The 17,157-nt window shown below is 71.7% G+C and carries 14 protein-coding genes; 4 read left to right on the forward strand and 10 right to left on the reverse strand.

Annotated features, from left to right (window positions below):
- Positions 1–14: 14 nt before the first annotated feature.
- Entirely contained in the window at positions 15–1,082 is a 1,068-nt protein-coding gene (locus tag ACFFGY_RS13260; protein ID WP_377044968.1) for a Bug family tripartite tricarboxylate transporter substrate binding protein, read from the forward strand.
- A gap of 319 nt (positions 1,083–1,401) precedes the next feature.
- On the opposite strand, the gene ACFFGY_RS13265 is transcribed toward ACFFGY_RS13260, so the two are convergent.
- From ACFFGY_RS13265 to ACFFGY_RS13275, 3 genes are all read right to left on the reverse strand, one after another.
- Positions 1,402–2,877, reverse strand: a complete 1,476-nt coding sequence (locus ACFFGY_RS13265; protein ID WP_377044969.1) for a SulP family inorganic anion transporter — start codon at positions 2,875–2,877, stop codon at positions 1,402–1,404.
- A gap of 416 nt (positions 2,878–3,293) precedes the next feature.
- On the reverse strand, positions 3,294–4,430 hold the full coding sequence (locus ACFFGY_RS13270) for a Kelch repeat-containing protein (RefSeq protein WP_377044970.1): 1,137 nt from the start codon (positions 4,428–4,430) through the stop codon (positions 3,294–3,296).
- Positions 4,431–4,825: 395 nt separating this feature from the next.
- A complete protein-coding gene (locus ACFFGY_RS13275) occupies positions 4,826–6,592 on the reverse strand; it encodes an aminopeptidase P family protein (RefSeq protein WP_377044971.1) in 1,767 nt (588 codons plus the stop codon).
- 191 nt (positions 6,593–6,783) lie between these two features.
- Between ACFFGY_RS13275 and ACFFGY_RS13280 the strand changes: the two genes are divergently transcribed.
- Complete coding sequence (locus ACFFGY_RS13280; protein WP_377044972.1) at positions 6,784–7,134, forward strand: DUF1127 domain-containing protein; 351 nt, start codon at positions 6,784–6,786, stop codon at positions 7,132–7,134.
- A 194-nt stretch (positions 7,135–7,328) separates the two neighbouring features.
- On the opposite strand, the gene ACFFGY_RS13285 is transcribed toward ACFFGY_RS13280, so the two are convergent.
- The 4 genes from ACFFGY_RS13285 to metF form a co-directional block, all read right to left on the reverse strand.
- Positions 7,329–8,279, reverse strand: a complete 951-nt coding sequence (locus ACFFGY_RS13285; RefSeq protein ID WP_377044973.1) for a 50S ribosomal protein L11 methyltransferase — start codon at positions 8,277–8,279, stop codon at positions 7,329–7,331.
- Positions 8,280–8,304: 25 nt separating this feature from the next.
- Entirely contained in the window at positions 8,305–10,653 is a 2,349-nt protein-coding gene (locus tag ACFFGY_RS13290; RefSeq protein ID WP_377044974.1) for an ATP-dependent helicase, read from the reverse strand.
- Positions 10,654–10,669: 16 nt separating this feature from the next.
- Positions 10,670–11,203 carry a pentapeptide repeat-containing protein gene (locus ACFFGY_RS13295; RefSeq protein ID WP_377044975.1) on the reverse strand — a complete coding sequence of 178 codons (534 nt, stop codon included), beginning with the start codon at positions 11,201–11,203 and terminating at the stop codon, positions 10,670–10,672.
- Between the two features lie 90 nt (positions 11,204–11,293).
- On the reverse strand, positions 11,294–12,286 hold the full coding sequence (gene metF / locus ACFFGY_RS13300; protein ID WP_377044976.1) for a methylenetetrahydrofolate reductase [NAD(P)H]: 993 nt from the start codon (positions 12,284–12,286) through the stop codon (positions 11,294–11,296).
- A gap of 465 nt (positions 12,287–12,751) precedes the next feature.
- Between metF and ACFFGY_RS13305 the strand changes: the two genes are divergently transcribed.
- Positions 12,752–13,702, forward strand: coding sequence for an MlaA family lipoprotein (locus ACFFGY_RS13305; RefSeq protein WP_377044977.1), 951 nt, complete (start codon positions 12,752–12,754; stop codon positions 13,700–13,702).
- A 199-nt stretch (positions 13,703–13,901) separates the two neighbouring features.
- The gene (locus ACFFGY_RS13310) at positions 13,902–14,540 is read left to right on the forward strand and encodes an MlaC/ttg2D family ABC transporter substrate-binding protein (protein WP_377044978.1); all 639 of its coding nucleotides are present in this window, start codon (positions 13,902–13,904) and stop codon (positions 14,538–14,540) included.
- Between the two features lie 374 nt (positions 14,541–14,914).
- Here ACFFGY_RS13310 and ACFFGY_RS13315 read toward each other — a convergent pair whose 3' ends face one another.
- The 3 genes from ACFFGY_RS13315 to ACFFGY_RS13325 all read right to left on the reverse strand — a co-directional run bounded on the left by ACFFGY_RS13315 (position 14,915) and on the right by ACFFGY_RS13325 (position 17,117).
- Positions 14,915–15,970: an NAD(P)-dependent alcohol dehydrogenase gene (locus ACFFGY_RS13315; protein ID WP_377044979.1), complete on the reverse strand. Its 1,056-nt coding sequence runs from the start codon at positions 15,968–15,970 to the stop codon at positions 14,915–14,917.
- A 269-nt stretch (positions 15,971–16,239) separates the two neighbouring features.
- Positions 16,240–16,455, reverse strand: a complete 216-nt coding sequence (locus ACFFGY_RS13320; RefSeq protein ID WP_377044980.1) for a hypothetical protein — start codon at positions 16,453–16,455, stop codon at positions 16,240–16,242.
- A 101-nt stretch (positions 16,456–16,556) separates the two neighbouring features.
- Positions 16,557–17,117: a GNAT family N-acetyltransferase gene (locus ACFFGY_RS13325; protein WP_377044981.1), complete on the reverse strand. Its 561-nt coding sequence runs from the start codon at positions 17,115–17,117 to the stop codon at positions 16,557–16,559.
- Between the last annotated feature and the right edge of the window lie 40 nt (positions 17,118–17,157).

Genomic DNA, 17,157 nt, shown 5'->3' on the forward strand with positions numbered 1-17,157 from the left:
CCCGGAGCACGACGATGACACGTTTCCTGGCCGCGCGCCCGGCATCTCCCCTGGCGTCTTCCATGGCGTCCCCTCTGGCCACCCCCTTGGCCGCCCCCCTGGCACGGCGCGCAGCGCTGGGCCTCCTCGCCGCGCCCGCGATCCTTCCCGCCCTCGCCCGTGTCGCGCGGGCTGCGGACCCGGCATCGGGCTGGGCGCCGGACCGCCCGGTGCGGATCGTGGTGCCCTTCCCGGCGGGCGGCGGGCTCGACCTCGTGGGGCGGGTGCTGGCGGAAGCGCTGGCGCCGGTGCTGGGGCAGCCGGTGGTGGTGGACAACCGTTCCGGCGCCGCCGGGGCGCTGGGCATCGAGCAGGTGTTCCGCAGCCCGCCGGACGGCGAGACGCTGGGCATCACCAGCGCCGGCAACATCACCATCGGCCCGCTGCTGCGCAAAACTCCCTACGAGGCGCTGGAGCTGACGCATGTCTCGCGCCTCACCACCAGCCCGTTGCTGCTGATGGCGCGCAAGGACCTGCCGGCGGCCGACATCGACGGTTTTATTGCCTGGGCCAAGGCGAAGCCGGAGCAGGTGCGCTTCGGCTCGGGCGGGGTGGGGTCCTCCACGCACCTGGCGCTGGAGCTGATGAACATCCGCATGGGCATCAAGATGCTGCACGTGCCCTATCGCGGTACCACGCCGCTGCTGACCGACCTCGCCTCGGGCAATGTCGACGTGGGCTTCAGCGATGCCGCGGGCTGGCCGCTGGTGGAACAGGGAACGCTGCGGCTGCTGGCGGTCTCCACCGCCGAGCCCTGGGCGCGTAGCCCCGCCACGCCGGTGCTGGACGGCAAGCTGGGCGAGTTCCGGGTGAACAACTGGTACGGGCTGGCGGCCCCGCCCGCGCTGCCGGCGCCGATCCTGGCGCGGCTGGAAACCGAGACGGCGCGCGCCCTGGCCCTGCCGCGCGTGCGGGACGCCTACGCGGCCTCGGGCTTCACCGCCTCGCCGATGCCGGCGCGCGAGTTCGCGCCCTACCTGGCGGGCGAGGTGGCACTGTGGAAGGGCGTGATCGAGACGGCGAAGATCGAGCGCGAGGACTGAGAGGGGGCGCTGGTTTGAACCCCGGGGAGGTGGAGAAGGAATTCTCCCCCTCCCCGGACCCCTCCGCCCTCATCTTTGTTTGAGACGCTGCCGCAGGAGTGTGGCTGAGGCTGTGCGCCCCGGCTCATGGAGCCGGAGCGAGGGACATCTCAGCCAGCGCTGAGAAGGACTTCTTGTCCGTTTCAGCAGCACCGGCGGCGACCGTTCCACGACCGGTTTCCACCGCCCTGCGGCAGCGTCAAAGAGAAAGATGAGTGGGGGTCCGGGGGAGAGAATTCCTTCTCTCCCCTGGCCGCCGGCCGAACAGTACCGCCCAGCCTCAGAGTTCCGCCGGCGAGAAGCGGCCGTGGCGCTCGACCATGGTGGCGCTGCTCTCGTTCAGCCCTTCCAGTTCGACGCGAAGCCCGTGGCGGCGCATCTTGTTCACCACGTTTTCCAGCGCACCCACGGCGGTGATGTCCCACAGCTGTGCCGCGCGCAGGTCGATGCGGATGTTCCGCGCCGTGTCGCGCAGGTCGAAGCTGTCGGCGAACATGTCGGCCGAGGCGAAGAAGACCTGGCCGTGCACCGTGTAGGTGCGGGTGTCGGTGGCGGCGTCGTACTGGCTGTCGACGCGCATCAGGTGCATGACCTTGAAGGCGAAGAAGACGCCGCTCAGCAGCACGCCGACGAGCACGCCCAGCGCCAGGTTGCTGGTGGCGACCACCACCGCGACGGTGGCGAGCATCACCGCGGACGACACCTTGGGATGCACCACGAGGTCGCGGAAGGAGCTCCAGGAGAAGGTGCTGATCGAGACCATGATCATGATGGCGACCAGCGCGGCCACGGGCACCTGCGCCACCCAGGGGCGCAGCAGCACCATCAGCACCAGCAGGAACAGCCCGGCGCAGAAGGTCGAGAGCCGCCCGCGCCCGCCGTAGCGGACATTGCCCACGGTCTGGCCGATCATGCCGCAGCCGGCGATGCCGCCGAACAGCCCCACGGCGATGTTGGCGATGCCGAGGCCGGTGCATTCCATCCGCTTGGAGCTGGTGGTCTCGGTCAGGTCGTCCACCACGCCGGCGGTCATCATGGATTCCAGCAGGCCCACGGCCGCCATCGCCAGCGCGTAGGGCGCCACGATCCGCAGCGAGGCCCAGTTCAACGGGATGTCGGGCAGCACCAGCGCGGGCAGGCTGGACGGCAGGTGGCCCAGGTCGGCCACGGTGCGCAGCGGCATGGGGAAGCTCATGCTGATCGCGGTCAGGATCACGATGCAGATCAGCGGCGACGGCACGGCCTCGGTGAGGCGCGGCACGAGGTAGATGATGGCGAGGCCCAGCGCGATCATCGCGTAGGTGTGCCAGGTGACGTCCATCATCTGCGGCAGCTGCGCCGAGAAGATCAGGATCGCCAGCGCGTTGACGAAGCCCGTGCGGACCGAGCGCGACACGAAGCGCATCAGCACGTCGAGGCGCAGGAGGCCGAACACCACCTGGAAGGCGCCGGCCAGCAGCGTGGCGGCGAGGAGGTATTGCAGCCCGTGCTCGCGCACCAGGGCGGCCGCCACCAGCGCGACGGAGCCCGCGGCGCCGGAGATCATCGCGGGCCGCCCGCCGGTGATGGCGATGACGATGCCGATCACGAAGGAGGCGTAGAGGCCGACCTCCGGGTCGACGCCGGCCACGAAGGAGAAGGCGATGACCTCGGGGATCAGCGCGAAGGTGCCGACCAGCCCGGCCAGGATGTCGCGCCGGATATTGCCGAACCATTCGGCGCCGTAGCGGCCGAGGGCGGTGGGGGGTGTGCTCATGGAGTTCCGGGATCAGGGGAGCCGTGTCACGCGCGGAAGGCGGCTGGCCGGTCCGCTCCGGGGCGCGTGCGCGGGGCACGGCGGCGGAGGGCGCGGGGCGCAGGTCCGGTCGAACGCTCGCAACAGCGGATCATGGGACGCGCCGCGGCGGAGGGACTCCGGGTCGCGGGCGGTGTGGCATGACGGTGTTGCGAGCGGGGACTACATCGGACCGGTGATCCTGCTTCGGGCAGCCCGGGCCGGAGGGGCTCCGGGGCAGGCCGCGTCGTGTTGCGTCGCAACAGGGTTACGGGCGGTTTCCCGGCGATGCAAGCGGAACCGTGCGGGTTCGGCGGTTTCCCCGCCGCCCCGGCACCCGCTTCAGCGCCCCGGTCTCAGCGCCCCGGTCTCAGCCCCCTCGCCTCAGCCCGCCTGGCTCAACCGAGGGTGAAAGCCTCGTGCACCGCCGACTGCACGGCGCCGCCCAGCACCGCGCCGCCGCCGGCGACATAGATCCAGTCGCCGATCGCGGTGGCGCCGACGGCGTGGCGCGGCGTGATCATCGGCGCGTGCCGCTGCCAACTGTCCGTGGCCGGGTCGTAGCTTTCCATCTGCCCGAAGACCCGTGCCTCGAGGGTCTGGCCGCGCTCGATGATGCCGCCCTCGCCGCCCATGCAGAACATCCGCCCGCGGTAGAGCACCATCCCGTGGCCCGAGCGCGGCGTGGGCAATGGGGCGCGCTCCTCCCAGGTGTCGCGGTCCGGCAGGTACACGTGATGCAGGCCGGTGTTGTACTGGAAGGTGTTGAAGCGGCCGCCCACCACGTGGATGCGCCCGTCATGGCTGACGCAGCCGACGTGGTCACGGGCGGCGGGTAGCGCGCGGCGCAGTTCCCAGCGGTCGGCGGCGGGATCGTAGGCCTCGTGCCAGCCGACGCTGGCGCGCTCCGCCGCGGGGTCGGTGGCGCCGCCGACGAGGTGGATCCGCCCGTCCAGCACCACCGCCGAGGCGGCGCCGCGCGGACGGGGCAGCGGCGCGATCTCCCGCCAGCGGTCCTCGGTGAGGTCGTAGCGGAAGGCCTTGTTGTCGCAGGCGCGGTTCTGCTCGATGAAGCCGCCCAGGGCGTAGACCTGCCCCCGGTCGGCCACCACGGCGATGTGGTTCGCCCCGCGCGGCAGCGGCGCCGCGCCGTACCAGCGATCCCCGGCCGGGTCATAGACGGTGTGGTAGGCGCGGTTGAACTGGCCTTCGCCGTAGCCGCCGACGACGTGCATCCGCCCTTCGGCCGCCGTGGCCCAGGCCATCTCGCTGCGCGGGATCGGCATCTCGGCGCGCGTTTCCCAGCGGCCGGCGGGGCCCTCGGGGGCATTGCTCTCGAAGAAGCGCTGCGCTTCCTGCTGCGCCGTCAGGTGATGCGGCGCGCCGTTCTGCGCCAGCGCGCCGAAGGGCGCCGGCGAGGACGGCAGGGCTTCCAGCGCCGGGCCGCCGTGGCCCGCGTGCTGCGCCAGCGCGCTGCCGGAGGCGGCGGTGCCGAGGCCCAGGATCGCCAGGCCGTTGAACTGCCTGCGGTGCATGTTCGTCCCCCTCCCCCCGCTCGCACCGGTTCCTCCCCAGCCCCGGCCGGTGGTGCGGGGTGAAGGGCCCGCGAGGGCTGCGCGTCGCGGGCCGGCCGCAGGACGGGACGGAGGCGTGCCTCGTCGCCACGGGGATGGCGGGATCATGAACGGGTGGACAGGTTTCCGCCAAGGGGTTTCGGGCGGTGCCGGTTGGGACGCGGGGTGTGGCGGCCGGACCCGGTTTCCGCCCTGGGGCGCGGCGCCCCGTGCCGGTTCCGCGTCCTGGTTCACCTGCGCCCTCGCCGTGACGGCTTTCCACCGTCGCTTCCCGCCTCGGTTCGCCGTGCCGGCTTCCCACCGCTGCTCCCCGACGCCGCCCGGCTTTCCAACGGACAGCGGGGAGGCCGCCGTCGTCAGAGCGGCGCGCAGGCCCGCGCCAGCCAGTCCCGCACCGGCGCGTCGAGGCCCGGCCCGGCCTCGCGCAGCACGCGCGCCTGGTAGTCGTCCACCCAGCGCCGCTCCGCGGGCGTGAGCAGCGCCGGCTCGATCAACGCGCGTTCGTAGGGGGCCAGCGTCAGGGTTTCGAAGCGCAGCCAGGGCTTGCCGGACAGGCCGGTGCCGTCGTTCTGCACCAGCAGCAGGTTCTCGATGCGGATGCCGTAGTGGCCGGGCAGGTAGAAGCCGGGCTCGTCGCTCAGGATCATCCCCTCGGCGATGGCGACCGGCTTGGCGGCGCGCGAGAAGGCGACGGGGCCCTCGTGGACGCTCAGGAAGGAGCCCACGCCGTGGCCGGTGCCGTGGTCGTAGTCCAGCCCCTCGTCCCAGAGCGGGCGGCGGGCGATGGCGTCGAGATGCGGTCCGGCCAGCCCTTGCGGGAAGCGCAGCGTCGCCAGGGCGACGTGGCCGCGCAGCACCAGCGTGTAGCGCTGGCGGAGCTCGGCCGGGGCCGGGCCGGGGCCGCTCCAGAGGGTGCGGGTGACGTCGGTGGTGCCGTCGGGGAACTGGGCGCCGCTGTCGATCAGGTAGCACTCGTCGGGCGCGATCCGCCGGTCGCTGCTGGCGGTGGCACGGTAGTGGACGATGGCGCCGTTCGGCCCGGCGCCGGAAATGGCGGGGAAGGACTCCGCGCGGAAGCCGGGAAGCTCACGGCGCAGGCGCAGCAGCTGTTCGGCGGCGCCGACCTCGGTGAGCGCGCCCTTCGGGGCCTCCTGCGCGAACCAGTGGAGGAAGCGGATCAGCGCCCCGGCGTCGCGGCGATGGGCGGCGCGGCTGCCCTCCTGCTCCACGGCGTTCTTGCGGGCGCGCGGCAGGCGCACGGGGTCGTCGGCGGCCACCACCTCGGCCCCGGCCTCGCGCAGGATCTGCCCGAACGCGGCGGGGGTCAGGTCGGGATCGACGCCGACGCGGCGGCCGGCCAGGGCGCGCAGGGCTTCGGGCAGTTCGGCGGGGGTTCGCAGGGCCACGGCGTTGCCGAGATGGGCGCGCAGCGCGTCGTCCACCTTGCGCCCGTCGATGAACAGCTCGGCCGTGCCGTCGGCGCGCAGGATGCCCTGGGTCAGCGGGATCGGCGTGTGGCCGAGATCCTCGCCGCGGAGGTTGAGCAGCCAGGCGGTGCTGTGCGCGTCGGCCAGCACCGCGGCGTCCAGCCCGGCCTCGCGCAGCGCGGCGGCGCCGGCGGCCAGCTTCTCCCCGGCGGCGAGGCCGGCGTGTTCCACCGGGTGCGGCACGGCGCGGGCGGCGGGGGCGGCAGGGCGATCGGTCCAGCTCTCGTCCACCGGGTTCTGGGCGAGCGGCACCAGCGTGGCGCCCGAGGCGGCGAGCCGGTCCAGCGTGGATTGCGGGAGGAGGCGCGGGTCGTAGCCGATGCGGCGGGTGCCGGCGTGCTGCCGGAGCCAGTCGGCCGGCGGCTGCTCGGTGATGTGCTGCCGTTCCCACAGGGCGGGATCGGTCTGGTCGGCGACCTGGGTGGTGTAGCGGCCGTCGGTGAAGACCGCCGCGCGCTCGGGCAGCACGATTGCCATGCCGGCGCTGCCGGTGAAGCCGGTCAGCCAGGCGAGGCGCTCGGCCGAAGGGGGCACGTACTCGCCCAGGTATTCGTCGGAGCGGGGAATGATGAACCCGTCCACGCCCGCGCGGCCGAGGGCCTCGCGCAGCGCCGCGAGATGCTGCACCGCACTCACGGGTTCGCGACCTTCGTAAAAAACATGTTTCACTCCTATTTCATGCGCCCGACGCATGCCTCCAAGGCCGGATCGGCACGCCCGAAACGAGGCTGAGAGATTATGTTCTCCCCATCAAGCGCGGCGGGGCGAGAGGCGGCACGGAGCCACCTTCCCGGACCTCTGAACCGCGCCGCAAAGGACGCCTGATCATGAACCCGAACTTCAACCAGACAGAAGCCAGCCTGATGATGCCCCGCGCCGCCAATGCCGAAACCGCCCGCGTGCAGGCCCTGCGCCAGCAGGCGATGCAGCAGAGCGACGCCGGCCTCGGCCGCTGGTTCTCCGGCCTGTTCGCCCGCCTGTCCGAGGGTCTGGCCCGCCGCCGCGCGATGGCCGAGCTGCAGGAGCTGAGCGATCGCGAGCTCGCCGATATCGGCCTGAACCGCGCCGAGATCCCGGGCCTCTTCGCCCGCATGGGCGAGCAGGTCGTGGCCGCCCCGGCCCGCACCAGCGTGGTTCGTCCGGCCAACGACTTCCGCCAGGGCCGCGCCGCGGCCTGAGGCGGGCGGCTGGGTCTCACCACTGCGTGAGACCTGCGCTGGTCGCATAAGCGGCCATGAAGCATGAGAAAAGGCGCCGGCTCCATGAGCCAGGCGCCTTTTTCTTTTGCATCGCAGCATCGGCCGGGTGGTCCGACCGGCTGTATGGCGCGATTTGAGGCAGCCAGCGGCCCGGGTGGCAGTGGGCGATGGCCTCAGCGGCGGCGCAGCACCAGCGTCGACCAGTGGCCGAAGTCGAGGCGCCGTTCCAGCACCAGCCCCTGCCGGCGATGCGCGGCCAGCACCATCCGCACTTGGGTGCCGAGCAAGCCGGCCAGGATGGCGGTACCGCCCGGGTTGAGGTGGGCGGCGAGGTCGTGCGCCATGGCGCAGAGCGGGCGGGCCAGGATGTTGGCGAAGACGAGGTCGTAGCGGCGGCGGTTGACCTTCGGCGAGCGCCAGCCATCGGCGAGCTCGGCCCGGAAGCGGTTGCGCAACCCGTTCATCACCGCGTTGTCGGCGGCGACGCGGACCGACCAGGGCTCGATATCGGTGGCCAGCACCGGCTGATGCAGGATCTTGGCGGCGCCCATGGCCAGGATGCCGCTGCCCGAGCCGAGGTCGAGCACCGAACGCAGCCGGCCGCGCCCGTGGCGCTTGGCCACCGACTCGAAGGCAATCAGGCAGCCGCGGGTCGATTCGTGCTCGCCGGAGCCGAAGGCGAGGCCTGCGTCGAGTCGCAGAACCACCCTGCCCCATTCCTTGCGGTCCTCCACATGGGTGGGGCGAATGATGAAGCGGGTGCCCAGCGCCTGCTCGGGGAAGGCCTCGATCGTGCGGGCGAGCCAGCCTTCGGCCTCGGTCTCGTGCCGCTCCGGCGTGCCGGCGTCGTGGCCGCTCACCATGCCCGCCAGCGCCAGGGCGGCGGCGAGCGCGGCCTCGTCGCCGTTCTGCTCCCACACGCCTTCGAGGCGCCAGGTCTCGCCCGGTTCCTCGCGGAAGTAGCTGACGGTGCGGCAAAGGCTTTGCAGCGCGGCCTCGTAGACCGGCACGGCCTCGTCCGGCAGGCCGCGGAGCACCAGGGTTTCCAGCGGGATCGCCCAGTGCGTGTTGCCCTGGGTCGGCCAGTGGCCGGGCTTCTGCTGGATGGCGGTCTGCGTGCTCATGCGGGGATTGCCTTCATGCGGCCGCTTATTGGGCGCGCTCCACGAAACGGTCCAGCACGCGCTTGCTGCCGGTCTTCTCGAAATCCACGTCCAGGCGGTCGTCGTCCACCCGGGTGACGCGGCCGTAGCCGAATTTTTGGTGGAAGACGCGGGTGCCGACGGTCATGGCATCCTTGCGCGCCGGGCGTTCCTGCACCTCCCAGGCGCCGGCCTCGATCACGCGGGGCTTGCGGGCGGCGGTGAGCGGGCCGTTGCTGAAGACGCTGGGGGCCGAGGCCATGCGCTGGCGCTGCATGGAGGAAGAGCCTTCGCGCTCCACCGCGTCCTCGGGCAGTTCGTCGAGGAAGCGCGACGGGATGGCGGCGGACCAGTTGGCGTAGATGCGGCGATTGGCGGCGTGGCTGATGACCACGCGCTTGCGGCCACGGGTGATACCCACGTAGGCGAGGCGGCGCTCTTCCTCGAGCGACTTGGTGCCGCCCTCGTCCAATGCGCGCTGGTGGGGAAAGAGGCCTTCCTCCCAGCCGGGCAGGAAGACGAGGTCGAATTCCAGCCCCTTGGCGGCGTGCAGCGTCATCAGCGACACGCGGTCGGCCTCGGATTTCTCGTCGTTCTCGGTGACCAGCGCCACGTGGTCGAGGAAGCCGGCCAGGGTTTCGAACTCGCCGATCGCGCGCACCAGTTCCTTGAGGTTTTCCAGGCGGCCCGGCGCTTCGGCGGATTTGTCCTGCTTCCACATCTCGGTGTAGCCGCACTCGTCCAGCATGGTGGCGACCGCGACGACGTGGCCTTCCTTGGCCATGGTGGCGCGCCAGCGGTTGAAGCCCTCGAAGAGCTCGCGCAGCGCGCTGCGGGGCTTCGGCCGGAAGGCGTCGGTCTGGGCGAGCTTGTCGGCCGCGACGGCCAGCGGGATGCTCTGGTCGCGCGCCACGATGTGCATCTGCTGCAGGGCGCCGTCGCCGATGCCGCGGCGGGGCGTGTTGACGATGCGCTCGAAGGCCAGGTCGTCGCTCGGCTGGTGCAGGATGCGCATATAGGCCATGGCATCGCGGATCTCGGCGCGCTCGTAGAACTTGAGGCCGCCAACGACCTTGTAGGGGACGCCGAGGACGATCAGCCGTTCCTCGAAGGCGCGGGTCTGGAAGCCGGCGCGCACCAGGATCGCCATCTCCGACAGGCGGAACTTCTCGCGGTGCGCGGCCTCGATGGCGTCGCCGACCATGCGGGCCTCCTCCTCGGAGTCCCACAGCGAGACGACCTTCACGCGCTCGCCATCCGCGTCGTTGCGGCCGGCGCGCAGCGTCTTGCCGAGGCGGCCCTCGTTCTTGGCGATCAGCCCGGCGGCGGCGGCCAGGATCGGCTTGGTGGAGCGGTAGTTGGATTCGAGGCGCACGATGCGCGCGCCGGGGAAGTCCTTCTCGAAGCGCAGGATGTTTTCCACCTCGGCGCCGCGCCAGGAATAGATCGACTGGTCGTCGTCGCCCACGCAGCAGATGTTCTTGTGCTCCTGCGCCAGGAGGCGGAGCCAGAGGTACTGCACCGTGTTGGTGTCCTGGTACTCGTCCACCAGGATGTAGCGGAAGGCGCGGTGGTACTGCGCCAGCACGTTGGGCTGGGTGCGCAGGATCTCGGTGGTGTGCAGCAGCAGGTCGCCGAAATCGGCGGTGTTGAGGTCCTTCAGCCGCGACTGGTAGGCCTCATACAGGCTGCGCGCGCGGTTGTTGGCATAGTCGCTGTCTTCCTGCGGGGTGACGCGGGCCGGCGTCAGGCCGCGGTCCTTCCAGCGCTGGATGATCGCCATCAGCCCCTGCGCCGGCCAGCGCTTCTGATCCACGCCCGCCGCGTCCATCACCTGCTTGAGCAGGCGCATCTGGTCGTCGGTGTCGAGGATGGTGAAGCTGTTGGTGAGCCCCACGTATTCCGCGTGACGCCGCAGCATGCGGGCGCAGAGCGCGTGAAAGGTGCCGAGCCACAGCCCTTCCGCCGGGTGGCCCAGGATCGCCGCCACGCGCTCGCGCATCTCGCGCGCGGCCTTGTTGGTGAAGGTCACCGCGAGGACCTGGTTGGGGAAGGCGCGGCGCATCATCAGGATATGGGCGAAGCGGGTGGTCAGCACGCGCGTCTTGCCGGTGCCCGCACCCGCCAGCACCAGCAGCGGCCCGTCCACGGTTTCCACCGCCTCGCGCTGCTCGGAATTCAGGCGCGCCAGGTAGTCGGGCGGCGGGGCCGCGACGGCGGGGGCCTGGCCGCCGCCGAAGCGGCCGTCGGGTGCGGAAGCGGCGGGGGCGGCGGGGATGCCGGAAGGGCGGCCGTCCGGTGCCGCCGCGGCGATGACGGTGCGGGCGGCGGCGGAAGCGTGGTCGGGCAGCGGCATGGTCGCGGCTCCTTCGTTACTGGCAGGCGCCGACGGAGCCGGGCGCGCAGATGCGCGTCCCGTCCGTCCAGCGGGCGCCGTCGAGGATGGCATAGGACAGGTCGGCGCCGAGAAGGTTCGCGCCGGAAAGATCGGCACCCGTCAGGTCGGTGCGGAACAGCTTGGCACGGCGCAGGTCGGCCCCGGTAAGCCTGGCGCGCAACAGCACCGCGCGGGTGAGGTCGGCGCCCAGCAGGCTGGCGCCCGCGAGATCAGCCCCGGTGAGGTCGGCGGACACGAAGCGGGCCTGCGCGGCCTCCGCCCCCGCGAGCTTGGCGCCGGGCAGGCGGGCGCGGATGAGGCTCGCGTCGCGCAGCACCGCGCCGGCGAGGTCGGCGCCCGTCAGGTCGCGCTCATCCAGCAGGCAGCGGCGGAAATCCACGCCCGGGGCGGGCGTGTCGTTGCAGGCGGCCCGGGCCGGAAGGGCGCCCAGGAGCAGCGGCAGGAGCAGGAGGAGGGCGAGCCGGGGCACCGGGCGGATATAGAACGGGTGGCGAACAAGGGGAACCATGCGCGCCGGTTTCGCCGCCCCGCGCGACAGCGCGGTGCGGGTTCCGGCCGGTCCGGCTCCGCGGGAGGAGCCGGACCGGCCGGGCGGGCTTCAGCCCACCGACTTCTCCGCCTGCTCGGCCTTGGCCTCTTCGGCGGCGCCCGACGGGCTCGCGGGTTCCGCCGGCCTGGCGGGCCGCGCGCCCAGGATATGGGCGATGGCGTAGGTCAGGTCGGGGCGGTTGAGCGTATAGAAGTGGAACTCGTCCACGCCGTTGGCCTGGAGCATGCGGACCTGCTCGGCGGCCACCGTGGCGGCCACCATGCGGCGCGTTTCCGGATCGTCGTCCAGCCCGTCGAAGAGGTGCGCCATCCAGTCCGGCACGCTGGCGCCACACATGGCGGAGAACTTGCGCATGGAGGCGAAGTTCGACACCGGCATGATGCCCGGCACGATCGGCACCTCGATCCCGGCGGCGAGGGCGCGGTCGATGAAGCGCAGGAAGGTGCCGTTGTCGAAGAAGTACTGCGTGATCGCCCGCGTCGCGCCGGCGTCGATCTTGCGCTTGAGGTTGTCGAGGTCGCTCTCGGCCGAGGCGGCACCGGGGTGGGTTTCCGGATAGGCCGCCACCGAGATCTCGAAGGGCGCCACGCGCTTCAGGCCTTCCACCAGGTCGGCGGCGTAGGCGTAGCCCTGGGCGTGCGGCTCGTAGCGCTCGGTGCCGGCCGGTGGGTCGCCGCGCAGCGCCACGATGTGGCGCACGCCGGCATCCCAGTACTGGCGCGCCACCTCGTCGACCTCTCCGCGCGAGGCACCGACGCAGGTCAGGTGGGCGGCGGGGGTGAGCGCGGTTTCGCGCACGATGCGCGACACCGTAGCGTGGGTGCGGGCCTGGGTGGTACCGCCGGCGCCGTAGGTGACCGACACGAAGCGCGGCGCCAGGGGTTCGAGCCTGCGGATGCAGCTCCAGAGCTGGGCTTCCAGCGCCTCGGTGCGGGGCGGGAAGAACTCGAAGCTCAGCGCCGGCGCCGGCAGCGCGGCCGGTGTCGGCAAGGCGCCGAAGCGCGGGCCGGTCAGCCAGCGGCCGAGAGGGTTCGCCGGCATGCTTCCCCCGGTATTCCCCCCGGTGTTCCCATGGGAGGCGCCTTGATCCGGTTGAGCAACGTGATTCATGGCCCCAACATAGCGGCTCCGCTCCGGAACGGCAGGGGGTTCGTGCGGTGCCGCGGCATGGCCGGGATGCGGCGGCACCGCGTGCCTGGGCAGGCTGCCGTTGCGCCGGCGCCCCGGGCGGATGGCCGACGGCCCGCACCGTCCGGTGCCCCTCTTCCCCGTTCGCCGCGCCCTGCGCCCCGTGTGCCCCGGCTTCGCGCGCCCCGGCTTCGTGCCCCCGGCTCCGTACCCATCGGCGCGAGAGGATATGTGACAGGAACAACGCTCCGGGCCATGCTGCCCGCCGGGTGGCGGGTGTTTACATCTGTCGCGGTATGTTGTTGTGCGGCGCTCCACGCTTTTCGGTGGCGTGGATGCTATGGCTGCGGCGCAAAGACCGAGTTGAGGACGCTTTCGTTGAAGACCGTTGGGACGATCCCCGGCGCCCTGCGCCACCCCTCCCCCGGACGTCCGCACGGACAGGCTCGGGGGCGCCGCTTCGGCCGCTTCCTGTCGCGCGGCCTGGCCGTGGCGCTGGCGCTGGGCGCCACCGCCTGCGCGACGCGCCCCGATCCGTCCGACCCCGACGCGGTGGCGGAGTTCAACCAGACCAACGACCCGATCGAGCCGTTTAACCGCTCGATGTTCGGCATCCACCAGGCGATCGACCGCAACCTGCTGCGCCCGGCCGCGGTGGGCTACCGCGCGGTGGTGCCCGATCCGCTGCGCGAGGGCATCCACAACGCGCTGGGCAACCTCAAGAGCCCGGTGACCTTCATCAACGACGTCGCCCAGGGCGAGGCCGGGCGCGCGCGCGACACGCTGACGCGCTTCCTGCTCAACAGCACGGTGGGCCTGGGCGGGCTGATCGACGTGGCCGACAAGATGGGCCTGCCGGCGCATACCGCCGATTTCGGCCAGACCGCCGGCAAGGCGGGGCTGGGCGAAGGGCCCTACCTGTTCATCCCGCTGCTGGGGCCGAGCAATCCGCGTGACCTCGCGGGCTTCGGCGCCGGCATCGCGGCCAATCCCTTCACCTACCTGACCTTCGGCAGCGACGGGCTGAACTACGCCTACGACTACGGCATCCCCGTGCTGACCGCGCTCGACACGCGCGAGCGTCTGATCGAGACGCTGGATTCGGTGAACCGCACCAGCCTCGACCCCTACGCCACCTACCGCTCCGGCTATCGCCAGCAGCGGGCGCGCGACATCGCCAGCACCGGGCCCGTCTGGCCGCCGGGCAAGGGCCCGAACGCCGCGGGCGCCACGCCGGAAGGCCCGGCCGCCGCCCCGGTGCCCGACGCCGGCAAGGCCGCGCCCTCCACGGGGCTCGGCGCGGGAACCCGGACGCCCTCGCAGCGCTAACAGGAGACGCGGCGCGGATCGCGGCGTGGGCCAGCGGCCCGCGCCGGGGTTTGCGCCATACCCGGGCGTTCCTCCAACCCGGCCTCCCCTGGCTGCCAGCTTGCGGCCACGGGATCGCCGCCGCGGGACCACGACCCCGCGCCACCTTTCCCCGACGGCCTCGCGGCCGCCCGGGACGACGAGACGGAAAGAAGTGCCGATGACCATGATCGACCGACGCAGCCTGCTGGCGGCCACGCTGGCCCTTCCCGCCCTGGTGGCGCTGCGCCACCCGGCGCTGGCGCAGGGCGTGGATCCGAGCCGCGCCACGAGCTTCATCCAGAGCACGGGCCAGGAGATGGTGGCGGCGATCAACGCCAGCTCGCCGGTGGCGCAGCGCCGCCAGCAGGTGGCCGCGATCCTGCGCCGCGCCGTGGACATCCAAGGCGTCGGCCGCTTCATCCTGGGCCGCTGGTGGAACCAGGCCAGCCCGGCGGAGCAGCAGCAGTACATGCAGCTGTTCGAGGAAACGCTGATCCGCAACCTGTCGGCCCGCTTCGGCGAGTACCAGGGCGTTCGCTTCTCGCTCGGCCGTGCGCAGCAGCGCACCGAGGACGACGTTCTGGTGAACACGGTCGTGGAGCGTCCCAACGCGGCGCCGGTCAGCCTCGACTGGCGCGTGGGCGATGTCGGCGGCCAGCCGAAGATCGTGGACCTGATCGCCGAGGGCACCTCGCTGCGCCTGACGCAGCGCTCCGAGTATTCCTCGGTGGTCAGCCGCAACGGCGGCAAGGTGTCGGCGCTGCTGGACGCCATGAAGCAGCAGATCGCGCAGCTCCAGGCCCAGGAAGGCCGCTGAGCCGCGCCCCGGGCCAAACCGGGATCGCTTCAGGAAAGGGCCGGGAGGGCGATCTCCCGGCCCTTTGCCGTTCATGGACGCGGCTGTCTGTGGCCAGGGAGAGGGAGAAAGTGTTCTCCCCCTCCCCGGGCCCCTCCCTCTCATCTTTTTCTGGGACGCTGCCGCAGGAAGGTGGTGGGCGTTGTGCGCTCCGGCTCACGGAGCCGGAGCGAGGCAGGCGTCAGCCAGAACTGACAGGAAGCCTGGATTTTTCTGGGAAGCGCCAGCGGCCATCGTGCCGCGACCGGCCTTCACCCCTCCCGCGGCAGCGTCCGAGAAAAAGATGAGTGGGGGTCCGGGGGAGAGAATTCCTTCTCTCCCCCGGGACGACCGCCTCAGACCGCAGCCGGCAGCGTCGCCATGTCGATCACGAAGCGGTACTTCACGTCGGAGCGCAGCATCCGCTCGTAGGCCTCGTTGATCTGGTCCATGCGGATCATCTCGATATCCGAGGTGATGTTGTGCTCGGCGCAGAAGTCCAGCATCTCCTGCGTTTCGGCGATGCCGCCGATCAGCGAACCCGCGAAGGAGCGGCGCTTCATGATCAGGCTGAACACCTGCACCGGCAGCGGCTTCTCGGGCGCGCCGACCTGCACCAGCGTGCCGTCGCGCTTGAGCAAGTTGAGGTAGGTGTTGATGTCATGCTCGGCCGCCACGGCGTCGAGGATGAAGTCGAAGCGCCCGGCCTCGGCCGCCATCGCCGCCTCGTCACGGGACAGCACCACCTCATGCGCGCCGAGGCGCTTGGCGTCCTCGATCTTGCTGGGCGAGGTGGTGAACATCACGACCTGGGCGCCGAAGGCCGCGGCGAACTTCACCGCCATGTGGCCGAGGCCCCCCAGGCCGACGACGCCCACGCGCTGCCCGGGGCCGACCTTCCAGTGCCGCAGCGGGGAATAGGTGGTGATGCCGGCGCAGAGCAGCGGCGCCACGGCGGCGAGGTCGAGCGCCTCGGGGATGCGGAGCACGAAGTCCTGCTCCACCACCACGGCGCGGGAATAGCCGCCGAAGGTGTGGCCGCCGCTGATCTTGTCCTCGCCGTTGTAGGTCGCGATGAAGCCGTTGTCGCAGTACTGCTCCAGGCCGTCGCGGCAGTTCGCGCATTCGCGGCAGCTGTCCACCATGCAGCCGACGCCGGCGAGGTCGCCGACCTTGAACCTGGTGACGCTGCCGCCGACGGCGGCGACGCGGCCGACGATCTCGTGGCCCGGCACGCAGGGGTAGAGGGTGTTGCCCCACTCGCCACGGGCCTGGTGGATGTCGGAATGGCAGACGCCGCAGTAGAGGATGTCGATCTGCACGTCGGTGGGGCCAGGGTCGCGACGTTGGAAGGTGAAGGGCGCGAGCGGTGCCTGCGCGGTTTCGGCGGCGTAGCCGGTGCAAGTGAACATGGAACCCTCGTCGCATGGGAGATGCCGGCCCGGGCCAGGGCGCCAGGTCACCGGTCCCGCCCCCGCCGGACGCGATCCGGGGCTGGGTTGAAGCGGGGGCAAGGTGGCCGGCGCGGTGGCAGGGTGGCCCAGGACACTTAGCGCGCCAGCCCCGCGCGTCGAGGGGTTCTTCGAGAATTATCGAAGAACATCAGCATGTTATGTTATCCGGTACCGCGTCGGGCAGCAGCGGCCCGTGGCGTTGGGCAAAGGGGCCGCTACGGCATTTCTCAGCGGATGGCGCCGGTGCCCGGGCCGCCCCGCGCCGAGGAATTTGCGTTGCTCTCGTCGCGCGGCGTGGAGCCGGCGCTGCTTCGCGTCGTCGGGTCGAAGTTGTTGTTCAAGCTGTCCCGCGGGCTCCGGTCCACGTCCGGCCGCAGCCCTCCGGAGCCACTGCAGGCCGCGAGCATCAGCACGGCACCCGCAGCGATCAAGGGCTTGAGCATCCCTGTCTCCTTTCGCCGGAGATCGGCGACGGAGGCATGATGGCACCGCGGGTCGTGACGGACTTCTCACACCTGCGTTGCCGGAAGTTCACGATTTGGCGTCAGGTGGCGGAAGTGTCGCCGGCGCGGCTCTCGTAGACCACCATCCGGCTGCCCCGGTGCAGGAACAGGTCGGCCTCGCGCATGCCGATGCCGGCGAGCACGGAGCGGGAACTGTCGTTGGTTTCCCGCGCCACCGCGATGATGCGGTCCAGCCCGGCGCGATGACCGAACTCGAGCGCCGCGCGCGCCGCTTCCCGCGCGTAGCCGTGGCCGCGGCATTCGGGCCAGAGCGCGAAGCGCAGCGCCACGCCGCGCCCGTCGGGGCGCTCCATCAGGCCGACGATGCCGAGGAAGCTCTCGTCCTGCTGGAGATGGATGCACCAAGTGCCGTAGCCGCGCACCGTCCAGAAGTCGATGTCGTCCTCCATCTCCTCGCGCGTGCGCTCGGGCGTTCGCACGCCGTGCAGCATGATGGCGAAGACGCGCTCGTCACCCTTGAGCTGGGTGAGCTCGGGCAGGTTCTCCCAGCCCACGGGCAGCAGCAGCAGGCGCTGCGTCCGCACGACGCGCGACAGGTGCAGGGAGGATGGGGCGAAGATCATGGGGAGCAGGCTCGACACGACGCTGGGCGCCCGGGTGCCGCTGGTGCGGCACGGTGCC

The organism is Roseomonas elaeocarpi, from assembly GCF_042433915.1.
Taxonomy (GTDB): domain Bacteria; phylum Pseudomonadota; class Alphaproteobacteria; order Acetobacterales; family Acetobacteraceae; genus Roseomonas; species Roseomonas elaeocarpi.

Bases quoted from the DNA above. Each gene is read 5' to 3' on its own strand.
- ACFFGY_RS13295 (WP_377044975.1), bottom strand. From the start codon at position 11,203: ATGGTTCCCCTTGTTCGCCACCCGTTCTATATCCGCCCGGTGCCCCGG.
- ACFFGY_RS13280 (WP_377044972.1), top strand. From the start codon at position 6,784: ATGAACCCGAACTTCAACCAGACAGAAGCCAGCCTGATGATGCCCCGC.
- ACFFGY_RS13260 (WP_377044968.1), top strand. From the start codon at position 15: ATGACACGTTTCCTGGCCGCGCGCCCGGCATCTCCCCTGGCGTCTTCC.
- ACFFGY_RS13310 (WP_377044978.1), top strand. From the start codon at position 13,902: ATGACCATGATCGACCGACGCAGCCTGCTGGCGGCCACGCTGGCCCTT.
- ACFFGY_RS13270 (WP_377044970.1), bottom strand. From the start codon at position 4,430: ATGCACCGCAGGCAGTTCAACGGCCTGGCGATCCTGGGCCTCGGCACC.
- metF (WP_377044976.1), bottom strand. From the start codon at position 12,286: ATGCCGGCGAACCCTCTCGGCCGCTGGCTGACCGGCCCGCGCTTCGGC.
- ACFFGY_RS13285 (WP_377044973.1), bottom strand. From the start codon at position 8,279: ATGAGCACGCAGACCGCCATCCAGCAGAAGCCCGGCCACTGGCCGACC.
- ACFFGY_RS13290 (WP_377044974.1), bottom strand. From the start codon at position 10,653: ATGCCGCTGCCCGACCACGCTTCCGCCGCCGCCCGCACCGTCATCGCC.
- ACFFGY_RS13315 (WP_377044979.1), bottom strand. From the start codon at position 15,970: ATGTTCACTTGCACCGGCTACGCCGCCGAAACCGCGCAGGCACCGCTC.
- ACFFGY_RS13265 (WP_377044969.1), bottom strand. From the start codon at position 2,877: ATGAGCACACCCCCCACCGCCCTCGGCCGCTACGGCGCCGAATGGTTC.
- ACFFGY_RS13320 (WP_377044980.1), bottom strand. From the start codon at position 16,455: ATGCTCAAGCCCTTGATCGCTGCGGGTGCCGTGCTGATGCTCGCGGCC.